This window comes from Rhizobium leguminosarum, assembly GCF_001679785.1.
Classification (GTDB): Bacteria; Pseudomonadota; Alphaproteobacteria; order Rhizobiales; family Rhizobiaceae; genus Rhizobium; species Rhizobium leguminosarum_R.
In genome coordinates, this window is record NZ_CP016289.1 from 328,619 (window position 1) to 345,175 (window position 16,557).

A 16,557-nucleotide genomic window follows, 5' to 3' on the forward strand; every position below is an offset into this window, starting at 1 on the left:
AAAGACCGTGGACCGGCCGGGGCCGTTCACAACCAGGAAGAATTCCTGTCAATGAAGACGACGAGAAGGAGATCCAGGGGGCGGCGGCGGCGGCGTGGGCTAGCGGGAGGCTAACCGAAGGCAGCATCAACCGTTATATTTCGCTCATTCGTAGGTTGGCGCATCTGCTAGAAGCTACCGGGAGGAGACTCGTCGACCTTGATGATCGGTCTTTGCGTGAAGCTGCTCGACAGCTAATCCCGAACGCACCAGAGGCGGTTAGCATGATGTTGAGGTATCCCCAATCGAGGAATCGGGGCGCTGGGGAAAGCAGCTCTCAGGCGCCAATGGATCGTCGCAAAAAGTATATTGCCTCCCGTGAAGATGAGGCGTTGATTAGCAGGGCGGAGGATACGGCTCGGCGCCAAGGAACGGGGACTTCGAACGCCGGAAGCCGTTCTTCTCTTCTCCGCCAGTTGGCGGAAGCGCTCGGGCACTATGGGCAGACTCTGGGTGCACTTGACGATAAATCGCTGCGAAGATGGTCCGGTGAGTTGCTGCCGGAAAACAATAAGGTCCTTGCCGCATTGCGTCAGCTTGAAGAACACCGGGAGGTGGAGCGTGCCAAGAACAATCGTCAGGCTGGAGAAGGCAGCTCTCATCAAGCTGCGCCGTTTTCAATGGAAGGTTTCGATCAAGGCGACGTTTGGGCAGGAGTGGATCAAGGCGGCCAGGCGCCCACCGGGAGTTTCAATCAAGACGAGTTTTGGGCAGGAGTGGATCAAGCCGGCCAGGCGCCCGCCGGGAGTGTCAATTCGGCAAACTTTTGGCAGGGGGCTCCTCTGCCCCCTTCGCCGGCACAAAGTGTAAATCAATCAAGCCCGCCAATGTCGGATCAAGGCGGACGTGTTGCAGGGATCAGATTCTGTACGAGATAACCCCACCCTTGGGATTTTTCATACAACACGCCGGAATTCTGGACGGCCAAGTTCAGTCATCCGGTTGAGAACGTGGACGCCGATCTTGGCTTCTGTTTTCTGATTGTCGAAGTTCCTCGCTTTGAGTTTTGGCCCAATGACCGTCTTCCATCTACCCATCTGGGTCTCCACCCGGCTGCGCTGGTTATAGCCGGTGGATTTCTGCCAAGCCATCCGGCCCTTGTTTTCGATTTCGGCGATATGGCGGTCCCGTACCGTTGGATTGAACGCCGATTGCGGACTTTCAACTGCTGTCTTGGGAGGCGGGATAATGATCTCCACGATCTCGCCGAAGCGTGTCTCCAGAAGATCACGGGTCGGCGCTCCGTCATAGGCGCCATCAGCGATAAACTTGGCAACTGGGCCATCAATCTGATCCAGAAGACCTGGCAAAGCGGTCGGATCGCCAACATCATCCGTGGTTAGATCCGCGCAGACAATCTCACCACTAGCAAGATCAAGACCAATGTGAAGCTTGCGCCATCTTTTACGTTTCACCTTGATTGTGTGCTTGTTTTCCAGCCACTCGCCCTCACCGAAGACTTTTAACCCCGTGCTATCGACCACCAGATAAACAGGACCGGACGCTCTGGCTCCGGACTTTGTCGACGGCAACGCCAGCCCTTTGCTCCGGCGCGACAGGGTGGAGAAGTCAGGCACGGCAATATCGAACTCCATCAGCGCCGCAACGCTGCGCATCAGACCTTGGGTCTGGCGTAGCGCCAGCCCGTAGACGACGCGTAGGGTCAAGCACAATGTGATCGCCAGATCCGAGTATTTCGGCTGACCGCCCCGCGATCTCCGCCTCGGCGCCGTCCATAAAGCAAGGGCCTCATCACTCACCCACACGGTCAAATCACCACGTTGACGCAGGCTTTCATTATAGGCCGCCCAATTCGTCACCTTAAACTTCTGCTTGGCTATCTTGTCCCGTCGGTCGGCATTGAACTTATGCGGCATCATCAAAACCCCGATCAGGAGACTGAAAACCAAAGCCCAATATCAGTCGCCGGGTGATCCGCGCAACAACGCCCGCTTGGAGGACGCCCGGCGGCGCGTTTTGCACAGCGGCTCATGCTTCCCACGGTCATAGCCGCGGCTTAGTCCGCCAGGTCCTCAGAGGGCACCGCAACGATGTCTTTCGGTCAAGAGAAAGTTCGTTGGAGCCCTATCTCGAATGGCTCGACGCGCAATGGGCTGCTGGCAAGCGGAACGGCACCGAGCTATGGCGGCGATTGAGAAGACAGGGCTTTCGTGGCTCGCGTCGGGTCGTGAGTGAATGGGTTACTCGGTGCGGAAGCGGGCCGAAAAGGCCGATGCTGAATCGTTGACCCGCATCCCCTCTGCCCGAACGATTGCCCGCCTTTTGACAACCAGCAGAGACAACCTGACGAAACCCGAGACCGTCACCATCGCTGCAATAGAAGACGGTGTACCCTTGCTGGTTAAAGCTCGCGACGGCACCGTAAAGTTAACCGACGGCTGATGAAGATGTGCGTACATGGGCCATGTCAGAAGTTGCTCGTGATCCGCTTTATCGTCGCCACCGCTTTCCCGCTGAGATCATTGCGCACGCGGTATGGCTCTACTTTCGCTTTCCGCTCAGCCTGCGCATGGTTGAGGACATGCTGGCGGCCCGCGGCATCATCGTCACACATCAGACCATTCGAAGCTGGGCGGAGAAATTCGGACGGCATTTCGCCCGGGAGATCAAGCGACGGTCAGCCGGCTGCCTGGGCGACAAATGTTGGGGTGGACGGCCCCCGAACGGCATCGAAATGTGCCAGAGTGAGCTGTTAACGATCTCAAACGAAGGAGCCGTCCGTGGATCAGATTATCCGTATTGGCATGGATACGTCAAAGCACGTCTTTCAATTGCATGGTGTGAACGCCGCCGAGCGGCCGATCCTGCGCAAGAAGATGCGCCGCAAGGAGATGGTGGATTTCTTTGCGACATGCCCACCGACCGTGATTGCGATCGAAGCCTGTGCCGCTTCGCATCACTGGGCGCGGTTGCTGACAGGGTTCGGACATGAGGTAAAGCTGATCGCGCCACAACTGGCGAAGCCCTACGTCAAGCGCGGCAAGAATGATGCGGCCGATGCCGAAGCGCTATGCGAGGCGATGAGCCGCCCGACGATGCGGTTCGTTCCGGTAAAGAGTGCGGATCAGCAAGCCGCGCTGATGCTGGTGGGCATGCGCGAGCGCGCTGTCGCCGCACAGACGCAGCTTGCCAATACGATTCGTGGCTATGCAGCTGAGTTCGGGCTGACCGCGGCCAAAGGCATGTCTCATCTTCCGCTCCTTCTGGAACGCATCATGATTGATGAAAGCATTCCGGCTGTGGCGCGTGAGCTGTTCGCGTCTCTCGTTGAGGAATTTGCGCAGTTGGGTGAGCGCCTGAAAGAGGTGGAGGCAAAACTGATGGCTTGGTATCGCAACAATGAATGTTGTCGCCGTCTTGCAAAGATCCCTGGTGTCGGACCAATCGGCGCGGTCTTGCTGGTGATGAAAGCGCCGGCACCGGAACAGTTCAGATCTGGAAGGCAGTTTGCCGCCTGGATGGGCCTGACGCCCAAGGATCATTCGACTGCTGGCAAAGTCAGGCTCGGTATCATTACGAGGGCCGGCGATGAGGCATTGCGCAAAACATTGGTCGTGGGTGCGACCTCGTTGCTTCGACAGGTGAGAGCGGGAAGAGGCAGGAACGCTTCGCTCTGGCTCATCGAGTTGCTCAAGCGCAAGGCCCCAAAACTCGCGGCTGTCGCGTTGGCCAACAAGATCGCCAGGATCGCCTGGAAAATGATGGTGACCGGCGAGGCTTACAAGGGCAATGCTGCGCGCCCGGCTCTGGCCTGCGCGGCGTGAAGAGATCAGTCGGTCACGGTGAGCAGGATACAGACGCTACCGTGCTGAGCTGATGCGTGAACTTGCAGGAAACGATTAGATGGTGTGATCGATCGATCCGAGACGCGGTACACTCCGTAGATGCCAGTGGCCCAACGAGGCCGATCAAGTGTTTGGAACCCACGTCGCGGAACCCATCTTGGCCAGCGTTCATGTGTGAACGCAACAAAAGGCCGGACATATGAACGCAAGAGATCCGATCAAATCATCAAAGAGTTCTTGCAAGGAGGGGCCGTCCACATATGGCATCTCGACGAATGCGTGGTGGCCATCAATGGCAAGAAGCAGTGGCTCTGGCGTGCGGTCGATCAGGACGGCTTCGTCCTCGAAGTACTGGTGCAAAGCCGCCGAAATGGCAAGGCGGCAAAGCGTCTGATGCGTAAGTTGCTGAAGGCTCAAGGGCGGACACCACGGGTCATGATCACCGACAAGCTCCGGTCCTATGATGCCGCCAGGCGCGACCTCATGCCCGGTGTCGAACACCGGTCGCACAAAGGCCTCAATAATCGAGCGGAAAATTCGCACCAGCCGACCCGACGACGCGAAAGGACCATGAAACGCTTCAAGTCGGCACGCCAGCTTCAGCGGTTCGTTTCCATCCATGATCCGATTGCCAACCTGTTCCACTTTCCCCGCAATACGCTGTCATCGGCTCAACATCGAGACCTGCGTAACGCCGCCATGCAAATCTGGAACAAAATCGCGTGTGTCGCCGCAGCCTGACAGCCGTCCCGGCCAGCTATCGCTGCATCAATCCGCTGATAACTTTACAGTGCCCTCTGACGCAACACAAAGCCGATCTGAGGGACGCGGCGGCTGGTCCGGTTGAGCAGCCGGGTGCCCAGCCTGTTCTCAAGCTGCATCACATGTTTGCTCGCCATTGCCGGCGAAATGCCGAGGTGGTCGGCGGCAGCAGTGAAGCTCGTCAGTTCTGACACGGTGCAGAACAGCCGCAGGCTCATCAGTGTATCCATGGATCATCAACATTGGAGAAATGGTTCTTCAATATCGAATGTATTGATTAATGAATGAGAAAAGTCAAACTCCTCTCCAGGTGCCCGTCGTGGCAAACTTGCGAAGGACAGACCCGATGACAGATTCTCGACTCCGGACCTACTTGCCATGGCGGCGGGCCCTGGCCTTACATGACCGGGGAGTTACGCCGATTGAACCTACTCTGTACATTATAGACGCCAACAAGGAGACGCACAATGATGACGAGACCATGCGCCGTTCGCAATCTCTTCGTTCCAGATCACACAGAACCTTCTGCCAACCAAATTCGCAATCACCGACTGCCGCAGAAGCCATTCAGAAGACGAGATCACCAGCGTGTATTGTCCGACAGATGGAACACGCGCCGCGTTTTGAAATCGAAGCAACTCGAGCTGATCCTTAACACGCTCATTCCTGGCGCACGAAGCGGGGGAAAACACTGTGGAGAAGAAGAGCATGACCTCTAGTTTGAAGAGCGGCTCTCCAGCCCCGGTGATCGACGTGCGGGACTGGCTGCGTGACCCTAGCGAAAATCAGCTCCGCTTAGCGCTGTGACCAAAGCTATAAATACATCTTAGAATAGCATTAGCTTATGCTGACTAAAGATTGTTTTTATAAAAAGATAGGAGACAAGGTCGCTACGCAAGTCGAATGCCCACGAAAGAAGCAAGCGACGGATCAACGACACAAAGTGTCGCTTTGGTCAGTGTTTTGCCAGTTCTCCAGGGCTGCGCGCCTTATGTTCATTCCTGATCGGAGGATTTTGATTGCAAAATCAAGTACGTCTATTCACACCCGGACCGCTTTGCCTGTCGCCCTTCGTCAAGGAGGGAATGCTGTTCGATATCGGGTCGAGAGATGCGGCCTTCAAGCGTATTACTCAGGAGATTCGCGATCAGATCCTCACCATCGCGCAGGCTCACGGCAGTCATACGGTTATTCCGATACAGGGGAGTGGTACCTTTGCCGTTGAGGCGGCGCTCACCACATTCATCGGTCGCGGGGACAAAGCCCTCGTCTGCATCAACGGCCAGTATGGTGAGCGTATACTCACCATGCTGCGGCGTAATGGTCTGGCCTTCGAAACGCTGGTGACGCCTGTAACGGAGGTGCCTGACGTCGCACTGGTGGCGGATCGGCTGGCAACCGATCCAGAAATTACCCACTTGTGCTTCGTGCATTGTGAAACGACCACGGGCATTCTGAACCCATTCAGCGCCTTGATCAATGTTGCCAGAGCAAATGGCGTCGTCACGATCGTCGATTCCATGAGTGCATTCGGCGGTATCGCGGTAAATGCGCAAACAGACAGGTTCGACGTCCTGATTTCCTCAGGAAACAAGTGTCTGGAGGCGCCGCCGGGACTGGCATTTGCAATCGTTGCAAACACGCTTCTCAACCGTAAGTCGACTCACGCAACCACCTACTCCCTGGATCTCTATGATCAGTGGTTGTCGTTCGAGAGATCGGGGGAGTGGCGTACCACTCCTCCGACGCACATAGCGCAAGCGCTCCACCGTGCGCTTTCGGAGCATTCGATGGAAGGCACAGAGGCTCGATGGGCACGCTATGATCGCGTCAGAGAGCGCCTAACAAAAGGCCTTAGGCCATTCGGCATCACGCCCATTCTCAGACAAGAGCTCCAATCGCCGATTTGCCTCGCTCTTCAAGCCAAGCATTGGATATCCGATCAAGAAAGCTTTGAATATTTCTATAACTTTCTCGCCGCAGATCAGATCTACATCTATGCGAAACTGCACGCGCCATCCCAGACCTTTCGTATTGGCTGCATCGGGCAGATCCAAGATGACTGGCCAGATCGTCTGATCGACCGAGTTGAGCGTTTTGCGCCGACGGTCGCCCGCCGGGATTTTTCCAGAAAATTCGCGTGTAGCAGCCTCTCCAGGGAGCAAATCAATGCTTGATTTCATACCAAATCCCCAAGCGTCCAAATGGGAAAATCCGGAAACTGCAGTTCTCCATGCTGGCTTCAGGCACGATCCGGCGACAAGGGCGGTAAGCGTTCCCATTTACCAGAATACAGCATATGAGCTCGACGGAAATCTCTCCAAGATCGCTGACATCTACAACGTCAAGGCAGATGGATATACGTACACGCGGATTATTAACCCGACGACGCGTGCCTTGGAACGACGTTTCGCGGCGGTTGATAGGGGCCTCGATTCTCTTGCTGTCGCATCTGGGCAGGCAGCCACGTTTCTCGCCCTAGTGAATTTGTGCAGCGGTTACCCTGGCGGAAATATTGTGGCTTCAAAGTTTCTCTATGGCAACTCTTGGAACCTATTGCACAATACTTTTCGACGTTTGGGTATCGAGGCGCGGAGCGCCGATCCCAACGACCCTTCAAGCTTCGAAGCTCAAATCGACGACCGGACGCTTGGTCTTTTCGGCGAGTGCGTCTCGAACCCGAGTCTGGTGCCGCTTCCAATACGCGAGCTGGCGGAAATTGGCCGCCGGCACGGAATTCCGTTAATCGTGGACAATACAACGACACCTCTCGTTTGCAGTCCGGCAAGGTTGGGCGCAGCATTCTCCACCTATTCCGCAACGAAATATATTTGCGGCCACGGGACGACTCTTGGAGGATTGATCGTCGATCATGGCAATTTCGCTTTCGACGAATTTCCTGATCGATTCCCCCTGATGAACGGGCCCGACGATGCGCATGGCGACATCTTGTGGCATGAGGCGATTACAAATCTGGACGATCTGGGTAGCAGCCCGTTTCTTCTTAAGGCCCGCATGACTTGGTTGCGCGATACCGGCGCATGCTCGAGCCCCTTCAATAGCTTTCAGCTCATTCAGGGACTCGAAACTCTTCCCTTGCGTATGCGTCGCCATAGCGAAAATGCTTTGGCCGTAGCCTACATGCTGCGCAGTCACCCCAAGGTCAGGGCAGTCATCTACCCGGCTTTTTTCGAAGGGCGTCAAAGAGAGGTCGCCGCCGAGCTTTTCGATCCCCAGTACGGCCATGGCGCGATGCTGACCTTTGACGTTGGCGATGCCGCAGCCGGACGCAAACTCATCGAAAGCGTCAGCCTCGCCTATCATGTTTCCAATGTCGGGGACGCCAGAACACTTATCACCCATCCCGTTTCCACCACCCATACGACCGTGCCGCGCGAGAAGCGCTTGGCAGCTGGAATCGATGACGGCACCATCCGCCTCTGCGTTGGTATCGAGCATTCTGACGATATCATCCGTGACCTGGCGGGTGCATTGGCCGCGCTGTAAATGAGCTAAAAGGGAAAACACATGGTATCTGATCAGACTTGGCAACTCACGAATGCCCGCTACGAAAGCTTCCGCTTTTCGGCGGAGGTGAAAAAAGCGTTGGCTGAATTGCGTCCAGACAACATCACCGGTGCTCTCTACATCGCAAAAGATTATGCGGTCATTGTTCTTTTCGCCCTTCTTTGCGTCAAGCTTTCCTGGTGGTTCTATCCCCTAGCTTTGCTTTTCATCGGCGCGCACCAGCGGGGCCTGACCACGATAGCCCATGATGCAGCCCATCGAACGCTGGCAAGGAACGGCACGCTTAACTACGCGCTCGGAATTCTATTCGCCGCTTATCCATTGTTTCAGAAGCACTGGGCCTACAGGGTATCTCACGTCTATCTCCACCATCCGCACCTCGGCGATCCAGACAAGGATCCGGACCTGAAATTCTTTCTTGAAAGCGGTGTCTACAAAGTCCGCCATCCCGTTCGATACATAACGGATATCATCCTATTGCCGCTCTTTGGGGCCGCCACGATTGGATACTTGCGATATCTGTTCACTCACCGTTTCAAGGTCACCGGAGTTGAGAAATCCAAGTTGGATAGCAAGGCTCTCTTTATAGACAAGGTCGGCTTCTACGCATTTTGGACCACTATCCTCGTCGGTTCCTATTGGTTGAATTTACTGGATGACGTCGCACTGTTCTGGATCGTGCCGTATCTCACGACATTTCAGGCGCTTGGCTGGTTCATCGAGATCGCGGAACACTCGCCCATGTGTGAGACGGAAAAGACCAATCTTTTCCTGACGCGTAACAGAAAGGGTAATTGCATCGAGCGACTTCTGCTTGGCGTCAATCTCGATGAATACCATCTCGAACATCATCTTTCTCCCGGCATCCCTTTCTGGCTTCTTAAAAAAGCCCAGAAAATACGCATGCGGGACCCGAATTACGCCGAAGTTGCAGCGACCTGGGGAGGCTTGTTCGTTCGAGGACCTCAAGGGCAGCGAAGCGTCATGAGCCAGCTGATGGAGCGAAATGAAAGGCTCTATTGGCAGCATAAATATGGAACCGATGCAGCCAAGATTCCGCTATCCGTGGGCCTAGCCTGATGGACGCACCTTGCCTGAAGGAGTGAACGATGCCCACCGTTGGAATCACGGCAAACCGCATTATCGACGACAATGTCCACCGGGACTGGATACGTCGCCGCTATATTGATGCACTGGTTGGATATGCGGATGTTGAAGTCGTCGTTCTGCCTACCTTAGCGCGAGGTCACAATAGTGACGAATTCGCGTTGGCTCGACTGGACGGACTTGTACTGACCGGGGATGAATCCAATGTGGATTCGTGTGTGCTGCGTAATGGAAGCGAGCCGGCCGATGTGACCGATTTTGTTTTTGCGCAAAGGGATCGCTACCGGGACCGGCTGTCTGGAGCATCCATTGCCACGGCATTGTCGCTGGGGATGCCCATTCTGGCAATATGCCGAGGGTTACAAGAATTAAATGTCTATTTCGACGGCACGTTATACGACAACCTCCGGACCATACCCTCCAACATCAGACACCAGGAAGATCTACGTCTGGAACGGGACCGTCAATACGACCCTGTTCATCGCTTGAACCTGTGGCGAGATGGTGTGCTTCACCGATTGGCGGATCGGACGGAGGTCTGGGTCAATTCTCTCCATGGGCAGGGTATAGATCGGCTCGGCAACAATCTGGTTATCGAAGGCGTCGCCGATGACGGACTTATCGAGGCTATACGGATCAAGGATTCGCCGACCTTCCAGATAGGCGTTCAGTGGCATCCCGAATGGCATATTGCGACCGATACCTTCAGCCAGTCGCTTTTCTCTTCATTTGGCGAGTCTTGTCGCTCTTACCGCAAAAGATCCTGCAGAGGAAGAGCATGCCCCGCATTGTCGGTCCCGCGACGTTCCGACACACTCTTGGACACAGAGTGAGCCAACACTTTTGGTCACGGGATTCTTATCCGGTACCAGGAATGGTTTCAGAAAAAGGGAAGATTATGGATACGGCACTCTGGACGATGTTCTGCATCATGTTTTTCACGACCTTGGCGGTGCCTGGACCGAATGTCGCATTCTCCGTCGCGCAATCGCTACATTATGGCTCCCGCAAAGCTAGCGCCGCTGCAATCGGATTTGCATTGGGAACTGGTCTACATGCGGTCATCGTCTTATCCGGGGTGGGTCTGCTAGCCCAGAAGTATGAGATCATTCTGCATATCATTAAGTGGGGAGGCATTACGCTTATCCTTTATCAGGCGCTCAAGGCTTTCAGCGTCAAGCCAACTGAACTCGTCACAAAACGTGTCACTGCTGCAACCACCAAAGAGCTTATTCTTGGGGCCATTGCTGTATCCTGTACGAATCCCAAGGGTATTATTGCCAGTCTGCTGATCTATCCGGCATTTGTGAGCCCCAAACTGCCTTATCTCCCGCAAGCGATCCTGCTCGGCATCACCGCCATGACAATCTCGCTGCTTGTGTATGGGAGCTATATTCAGATCGCCGGTCAGGCAAAGCGACTCTTCAACAATCAGGTTGCTATCAGTCGAATTGTAGGGGTGGTCTACGTCTGCGTCGCCATCGCCCTAGCCATTTCCATCTGATCGCAAAACCGTTTTCCAAAGGAGACAGGGGCGTGCCGAACTTTAATGACGACCTCACGTTCGATTATGTTATCGTCGGTGGCGGCAGTGCGGGAGCCGTTATAGCCAGACGTCTTGCGGACGCTGGTATTGGCACCATCGCTCTCATAGAGGCTGGTCCGCTGGACGAAGGTGTGCCTTGCTTGATGGATGTTTCGCGTCTATCCGAGCAACCCACAAGTTTGGATTGGGGCTTCCTCGCATCGACCACTGATGCCAAGCCAGCTCGGCTAAACTATTCACGCGCCAAGGTCCTCGGTGGATGTGGTACGCATAATGATTGCGCATGGCTCATTCCGCCGGAATCTGATTTTGCGGAATGGGAGAGGCTTGGTGCGAAAGGATGGGGCCCTCAGGAGATTCGTTCCCATATCAATCGTCTACTCTCCCAGGTAGGAGTCGAAACCCGGCCAGATACTAATCCTGTATCGGCGGCTCTCTTGCGGGCGGGCCAGGAGCTTGGCCTTCGTCGCACAGAATTCCGTCAGGAGATCTCGCCAGGAATTGGCATGTTGCCGCTCAATGCCATTGGCAAGCATCGACAATCTTCCTCCGTGTCGTATCTTCATCCTTTGTCGAAACTGCCCGAGATGCTGGAAGTCTTCAGTGAAACATTCGTGACGCGTGTCATTATTCAGGATGGCCGCGCCATCGGTGTCGAAACCTCGCTTGGCCCTGTTCATGCCCGAAACGAGGTAATCATTACTGCGGGCAGCATCCAATCGCCGCAGCTCTTGATGGTGTCAGGCATTGGCGAGGCCCAGCACCTAGGAGCAATGGGTATACCCGTCGTGGCCGATGTCCCGGGAGTCGGTCGCAACCTAGCGGATCATTATTCCTCCGCAGTGGTTTTCGAACTGAAAGAGTCGGTACCTGCATGGGATGTGACGCCCTACGAATCCATTATGCTACTCAAAGTCGATGCTGATGCTCCGGCACCTGATTGCTTGTGCCAATTTGGGTTGAGGCCAGGCAACCCCAGCGGTCGGCACGGCGAGAAATCGACCTCGTCGTTCAATTCCGAGGGAAGGCTTATCGACATAGCCTCGAACGCGACTCGTCCCCGCAGTCGGGGCGATATCCGCTTGGTCACGTCCGACATGCGCGACAAACCTAGGATCCGCCTCAATTATCTCTCGGATCCGGAGGATTATGATCTGCGCATTATCGGCGAAGGTATGCGATTTGCTCGGCGCTTCATCGAGACCCATTCCTTCGGCGAGATCGCGGTTCGCGAAGTCGCTCCTGGGCCAAGCGTCGTGAAGGATGACGACATTACCGACTATATCCGGTCAAACCTGGAAACCGTCTATCATGCCGCAGGAACATGCCGCATGGGGTCCGACGACGATCCCACCGCAGTCGTCGATACTGCGCTGAGGGTGAGAAACATCGCCAGCTTGCGCGTATGCGATGCTTCGATTTTTCCGTCAATGGTGACCGTGAATATAAACTGTGCCGTCATGACAGTTGCCGAAAAAGCGGCTGCGACAATTATAGCCGCGGCCAAGACGCCCGGGAGCCGTGCGGCGAACGAAGCTTTACTGGCGATTGGATCATGAACGATACTTCCAACACCGTCGCGAAGCACGGCATCAACACCCGGCTGGCCCATTGTGGAAACAATCCGCGGGAATATTTTGGCTTTATAGACCCGCCCCTCGTACGTGCGTCAACAGTGCTTTTCCCTGATGCCGATACCATGGTGATGCATAATCAGCCATACACCTATGGTACACGTGGAACCCCCACGACGAAGGCGCTTTGCGACGCAATCAATGAGCTCGAAGGGTCGTTCGGGACGCTTCTTCTTCCATCCGGCCTGACGGCCGTCACGGTCCCCCTCATGGCATTTCTGTCACCAGGCGATCATCTACTCATCGTCGACAGCGTCTATGGCAATACAAGGCAATTCGCTGATACCGCCCTCACACGCTTGGGGGGCGATGTCGAATATTATGACCCGTTCATAGGCGGTGGCATCGAGCGGCTTCTGCGATCGAATACCCGGGTTGTGTTCACGGAGTCCCCAGGTTCGAACACGTTCGAGATTCAGGATGTTCCCGCTATCGCTGAGAAGGCGCATGCAGTGGGCGCCACCGTCATGATGGAAAATACCTGGGCAACGCCTCTTTATCTGAAGCCATTGGAGTTGGGGGTGGACATTTCGTTGCATGCCACGACCAAATATCCCTCCGGCCACTCCGACATCTTGATGGGAACCGTTTCGTCGAACGAAAGTTGTTTCGCAACCTTAAATGAATTTTACGGGGCTTTGGGCATCTGTGGGAACAATGATGATGCCTATCATATATTGCGCGGGCTTCGTACAATGGGTTTGCGACTTGAGCGTCATGCAAGCAGCGCCCTGCGAATTGCCCGATGGCTTGAGCAACAGCAGGAAGTCCTGGAAGTCCTTCATCCAGCATTGGAGAGTCACGCCGGACATGAGTTGTGGAAGCGCGACTTCTCGGGATCGGCTGGCATATTCTCCTTCGTGCTCGACCCTGACATCCCAGTTCGCGCTTTTCTAAACGGCCTCACGATTTTCGGGCTTGGCTATTCATGGGGTGGTTATGCCAGTCTCGCATTGCAGGTCAATCTGGCCGACCGCACTTTGACGGGAAAGAATTATGCGGGCCCTCTTGTGCGCCTGCAGATAGGCTTGGAGGAAGCCGATGACCTAATCGACGATATCAAGGCTGCATTTAAATCGGTTTTGTCTTTGAAGAGTCGATCAGGATCGGACCATTCCACAATTCGAAACGGTCCCGTCGAGAAGATCGACGGTCGGCTGTCCCATTGGCGCCACCTGAAACAATCTCCGCACCTGTTCTCGACGAACACAGACGATAGATCCATAAGAGAAACGTTTTTGGAATTCCCGGAAATCGGCCTCGACCTCAAGCAGTTCCTTCGTGACGACGCTTATAAGCACGTCAAAATTGGCGCCTTCGATTTGGATGGTGTGCTGCGTGGCAAATACATGGCGCGCGAGAAATTTATTTCCTCACTGGAGGATGGTTTTGGCTTTTGCGATGTCATCTTTGGTTGGGATTCAAATGATCAGCTTTACGATAACACCGATCGCATTGGCTGGAATAGCGGATATGGCGACGCTCAGGTCAGATTGCTGCCCGAAACAGCGCGTAAGCTTCCGTTGGAAAGCGAAACGCATTTCGTCCTTGGCGAATTTGTGGGGCAGCTCGAGGAGCTATGCCCGCGGGGAGTAATGAAACGAGTTTTACGCAAGGCGATGGCGATGGGTCTTCGGCCAAAAGCAGCCTGTGAGTTCGAGTTTCTCGTCGTGGAGGAAAACGCCAGGACACTCGCCGATAAGAACTATAGGAATCTCCGACCGCTCGGTTTCGGCGGTTTCGGCTATTCCGTTATCAGGAATTCGGTGAACAGCGAGTTCTATCATGGCATCCTCGATCTCTTCGAAGCCATGCGTATTCCACTGGAGGGCCTTCACGAAGAAACCGGCCCGGGAGCCATGGAGGCCGCGATTGGCGTGGACGATGCCTTGGCGGCGGCCGACAAGGGAGCGTTGTTCAAAACCTTCGCGAAGGTATTCGCTCAGAAAAATGGGCTCATGGCGAGCTTCATGGCAAAATGGGATAGCTCTCTGCCGGGCCAAGGTGGCCACGTTCACGTCTCATTAGTCGATGAAAATGGCGTTGGGGTGTTTCACGATCACAGCACCGAGCACGGCATTAGTCGGACGATGCGCAATTTCATTGGCGGTCTTCAGAAACTTGCTCCTTCCATTGCGGTTCTCACCGCACCAACGGTTAACTCCTATCGCCGGCTGGTCCCGGGTCATTGGGCCCCAACCGCAGCAACGTGGGGAATCGATAACCGTACCGTTGCTATACGCGCCATCACGGGTAGCTTGAAGTCTCAACGCGTGGAATTTCGCATTCCAGGCGCGGATGCCAATCCATATCTGACATTGGCGGCCACGCTCGGGGCGGGCCTTTGGGGAATTGAAAACAAGGTCGAGCCCGAGGCTGCTTTGTCCGGCAACGCTTATCAGATCACCGCGCCGACACGGCAACAGCTACCCCGTACGCTCTCAGAAGCCGCCGACAACTTTAGAAACAGCGCCATTGCCCACGAAATCTTCGGGAGCGCTTTCGTCGAACATTATGCGGCGACACGTGACTGGGAGCATCGCCAGTTCCAGCACCATGTCTCCGACTGGGAATTGTCCCGCTATTTCGAGATCATTTGAGGCAAACAATGACTGACCTTCAACGCACTATTTCGCCTATCGATGGCAGCATCGTTGCTGAACGAAGCTATGCGTCGGCGCAACAAGTCGATGCTATTTTGGAGCGAGCAGTCGCCGCTCAAAAACTCTGGCGTAAATTCCCATTGAAAGAGCGGCTCCAAATTTGTGAGAAGTTTGCCCAGTATCTTCTAGATAATCAGGAAGATATCGCTCTGGAGATCACGCAACAGATGGGCCGACCGATTTCGCAAACGCCAAGCGAAGTGCGAACCTGTGCCGATCGCGCACTTACGATGGTCGCTTTAGCCCCAGAGGCTCTGGAGGACATTCGTCCAGAACCACGGGTCGGTTTCAAACGGTTTATTCGGAGATCCCCGCTCGGCGTCGTATACGTTATTGCGCCGTGGAACTACCCTTTGCTCGCAGCAGTCAATACGGTTGTCCCAGCGATCATCGCCGGCAACAGTGTGATCTTGAAACATGCCCCACAGACTCCTCTGTCGGGAGAACGATTCGCAAAAGCGTTTGAAACAATCCGACTTCCCAGTGACGTCTTTCAAGTGATCACGGTGACTAACAGCGATGCCGAAAGGATCATTGCCGATCAACGCATTGACTATGTGGCGTTTACCGGTTCAGTGCGAACAGGTCGTCTTGTGCAAAAGGCAGCGGCAAATCGGTTTATTGGGGTCGGCCTTGAACTCGGCGGCAAAGATCCTGCCTACATTAGGGCTGATGCGGATGTAGCCTTTTCTGTCGAGAACATTGTCGACGGCGCTTTCTTCAACAGCGGCCAGTCTTGTTGTGGGATCGAACGGATCTATGCACATTCGGACGTATACGATGAATTCATTGAACGCGCGGCGAAGCTCGCCACCACGTATCATCTTGGCAATCCGCTCGATATCGACGTCAATCTCGGTCCTGTCGTCAATAAATACGCCGCGTCTGTGATAAGGGAACATCTGGATGAGGCGATCAGGAAGGGTGCAAGGAATTTAGTCCCTCTGTCCAAGGTTGAGTTGGACAGGCCGGGCGACGCCTACGTGTCACCACGTCTACTGGTCGACGTCGACCATAGCATGCGCCTTATGAGAGAAGAGACATTTGGTCCGGTCGTGGGCGTTATGCGCGTTGAATCCGATCAACAAGCGCTTGAATTGATGAATGACAGCACTTACGGCCTCACTGCGTCTATTTGGACGAAGGATGTCGCTGCGGCGAATGCGCTTGCCGAGGATTTGGAGACCGGTACGGTTCTTTTAAATCGGTGCGACCATTTGGATCCCACGCTGGCCTGGACTGGTGTCAAGAACAGTGGACGAGGTGCTACATTGAGCGTGCTGGGTTATGAGCACGTCACCCGGCCAAAGTCATATCACTTCAGGCTATGTGATAATTAGGAGCAATGCTTCGGGATAGCCCCACGAAATGCATGAGGTCTGGAAGACCAGCCCATTCGTCCTCTCGATGGCACTTTAAAGCGGGCTGGCGACGTGCCAAGCACGCCATTCGGGCCTGATGAGGTGGACGGC

At 55.0% G+C, this 16,557-nt stretch carries 11 protein-coding genes and 5 pseudogenes; 14 read left to right on the forward strand and 2 right to left on the reverse strand.

Going from position 1 to position 16,557, the window contains the following annotated elements:
* Positions 1 to 326 precede the first annotated feature (326 nt).
* Positions 327 to 917 carry a hypothetical protein gene (locus BA011_RS42965; protein WP_151343701.1) on the forward strand — a complete coding sequence of 197 codons (591 nt, stop codon included), beginning with the start codon at positions 327 to 329 and terminating at the stop codon, positions 915 to 917.
* Positions 918 to 935: 18 nt separating this feature from the next.
* Here BA011_RS42965 and BA011_RS33090 read toward each other — a convergent pair whose 3' ends face one another.
* Positions 936 to 1,916: an IS5 family transposase gene (locus BA011_RS33090; protein WP_065284172.1), complete on the reverse strand. Its 981-nt coding sequence runs from the start codon at positions 1,914 to 1,916 to the stop codon at positions 936 to 938.
* Positions 1,917 to 2,041: 125 nt separating this feature from the next.
* Here BA011_RS33090 and BA011_RS42970 point away from each other — a divergent pair.
* The 4 genes and pseudogenes from BA011_RS42970 to BA011_RS33110 all read left to right on the forward strand — a co-directional run.
* Positions 2,042 to 2,415 (forward strand): annotated as a pseudogene (locus BA011_RS42970) (ISL3 family transposase); the annotation flags it as partial.
* 49 nt (positions 2,416 to 2,464) lie between these two features.
* Positions 2,465 to 2,680, forward strand: a pseudogene (locus BA011_RS45495) (IS6 family transposase); the annotation flags it as partial.
* A 100-nt stretch (positions 2,681 to 2,780) separates the two neighbouring features.
* Complete coding sequence (locus tag BA011_RS33105) at positions 2,781 to 3,824, forward strand: IS110 family transposase (RefSeq protein ID WP_065283984.1); 1,044 nt, start codon at positions 2,781 to 2,783, stop codon at positions 3,822 to 3,824.
* A 282-nt stretch (positions 3,825 to 4,106) separates the two neighbouring features.
* Positions 4,107 to 4,586: pseudogene (locus tag BA011_RS33110) on the forward strand (IS6 family transposase); the annotation flags it as partial.
* Between the two features lie 83 nt (positions 4,587 to 4,669).
* On the opposite strand, the pseudogene BA011_RS33115 reads toward BA011_RS33110, so the two are convergent.
* Positions 4,670 to 4,837, reverse strand: a pseudogene (locus BA011_RS33115) (helix-turn-helix domain-containing protein); the annotation flags it as partial.
* Between the two features lie 855 nt (positions 4,838 to 5,692).
* Here BA011_RS33115 and BA011_RS33120 point away from each other — a divergent pair.
* The 9 genes and pseudogenes from BA011_RS33120 to BA011_RS33155 all read left to right on the forward strand — a co-directional run bounded on the left by BA011_RS33120 (position 5,693) and on the right by BA011_RS33155 (position 16,425).
* Positions 5,693 to 6,784 carry a 2-aminoethylphosphonate--pyruvate transaminase gene (locus BA011_RS33120; RefSeq protein WP_335727685.1) on the forward strand — a complete coding sequence of 364 codons (1,092 nt, stop codon included), beginning with the start codon at positions 5,693 to 5,695 and terminating at the stop codon, positions 6,782 to 6,784.
* Positions 6,777 to 8,114, forward strand: a complete 1,338-nt coding sequence (locus BA011_RS33125) for an O-acetylhomoserine aminocarboxypropyltransferase/cysteine synthase family protein (RefSeq protein WP_064244959.1) — start codon at positions 6,777 to 6,779, stop codon at positions 8,112 to 8,114. The genes BA011_RS33120 and BA011_RS33125 overlap by 8 nt, the downstream gene beginning before the upstream one ends.
* A 21-nt stretch (positions 8,115 to 8,135) precedes the next feature.
* Positions 8,136 to 9,215 (forward strand): fatty acid desaturase family protein, encoded by a 1,080-nt coding sequence (locus BA011_RS33130; RefSeq protein ID WP_064244960.1) that lies wholly within the window; start codon positions 8,136 to 8,138, stop codon positions 9,213 to 9,215.
* Between the two features lie 29 nt (positions 9,216 to 9,244).
* A complete protein-coding gene (locus BA011_RS42985) occupies positions 9,245 to 10,075 on the forward strand; it encodes a gamma-glutamyl-gamma-aminobutyrate hydrolase family protein (RefSeq protein ID WP_151343627.1) in 831 nt (276 codons plus the stop codon).
* 65 nt (positions 10,076 to 10,140) lie between these two features.
* Positions 10,141 to 10,746 (forward strand): LysE family translocator, encoded by a 606-nt coding sequence (locus tag BA011_RS33140; RefSeq protein ID WP_065283471.1) that lies wholly within the window; start codon positions 10,141 to 10,143, stop codon positions 10,744 to 10,746.
* Positions 10,747 to 10,778: 32 nt separating this feature from the next.
* Positions 10,779 to 12,347 (forward strand): GMC family oxidoreductase, encoded by a 1,569-nt coding sequence (locus tag BA011_RS33145; protein ID WP_065283470.1) that lies wholly within the window; start codon positions 10,779 to 10,781, stop codon positions 12,345 to 12,347.
* Positions 12,344 to 13,504 (forward strand): annotated as a pseudogene (locus tag BA011_RS42990) (cystathionine beta-lyase); the annotation flags it as partial. The gene BA011_RS33145 and the pseudogene BA011_RS42990, both read left to right, overlap by 4 nt.
* Positions 13,505 to 14,047: 543 nt before the next feature.
* Positions 14,048 to 15,022, forward strand: a complete 975-nt coding sequence (locus tag BA011_RS33150; RefSeq protein WP_237352747.1) for a glutamine synthetase family protein — start codon at positions 14,048 to 14,050, stop codon at positions 15,020 to 15,022.
* A gap of 8 nt (positions 15,023 to 15,030) precedes the next feature.
* Positions 15,031 to 16,425: an aldehyde dehydrogenase family protein gene (locus BA011_RS33155; protein ID WP_064244966.1), complete on the forward strand. Its 1,395-nt coding sequence runs from the start codon at positions 15,031 to 15,033 to the stop codon at positions 16,423 to 16,425.
* The last annotated feature ends 132 nt before the right edge of the window (positions 16,426 to 16,557 follow it).

What these genes read in the sequence shown, in the direction of transcription:
- BA011_RS33130 (WP_064244960.1), top strand. Translation starts at nt 8,136, where the DNA reads ATGGTATCTGATCAGACTTGGCAACTCACGAATGCCCGCTACGAAAGC.
- BA011_RS33155 (WP_064244966.1), top strand. Translation starts at nt 15,031, where the DNA reads ATGACTGACCTTCAACGCACTATTTCGCCTATCGATGGCAGCATCGTT.
- BA011_RS33150 (WP_237352747.1), top strand. Translation starts at nt 14,048, where the DNA reads ATGGGTCTTCGGCCAAAAGCAGCCTGTGAGTTCGAGTTTCTCGTCGTG.
- BA011_RS33090 (WP_065284172.1), bottom strand. Translation starts at nt 1,916, where the DNA reads ATGCCGCATAAGTTCAATGCCGACCGACGGGACAAGATAGCCAAGCAG.
- BA011_RS33140 (WP_065283471.1), top strand. Translation starts at nt 10,141, where the DNA reads ATGGATACGGCACTCTGGACGATGTTCTGCATCATGTTTTTCACGACC.
- BA011_RS33125 (WP_064244959.1), top strand. Translation starts at nt 6,777, where the DNA reads ATGCTTGATTTCATACCAAATCCCCAAGCGTCCAAATGGGAAAATCCG.
- BA011_RS33120 (WP_335727685.1), top strand. Translation starts at nt 5,693, where the DNA reads ATGCTGTTCGATATCGGGTCGAGAGATGCGGCCTTCAAGCGTATTACT.
- BA011_RS42965 (WP_151343701.1), top strand. Translation starts at nt 327, where the DNA reads ATGGATCGTCGCAAAAAGTATATTGCCTCCCGTGAAGATGAGGCGTTG.
- BA011_RS42985 (WP_151343627.1), top strand. Translation starts at nt 9,245, where the DNA reads ATGCCCACCGTTGGAATCACGGCAAACCGCATTATCGACGACAATGTC.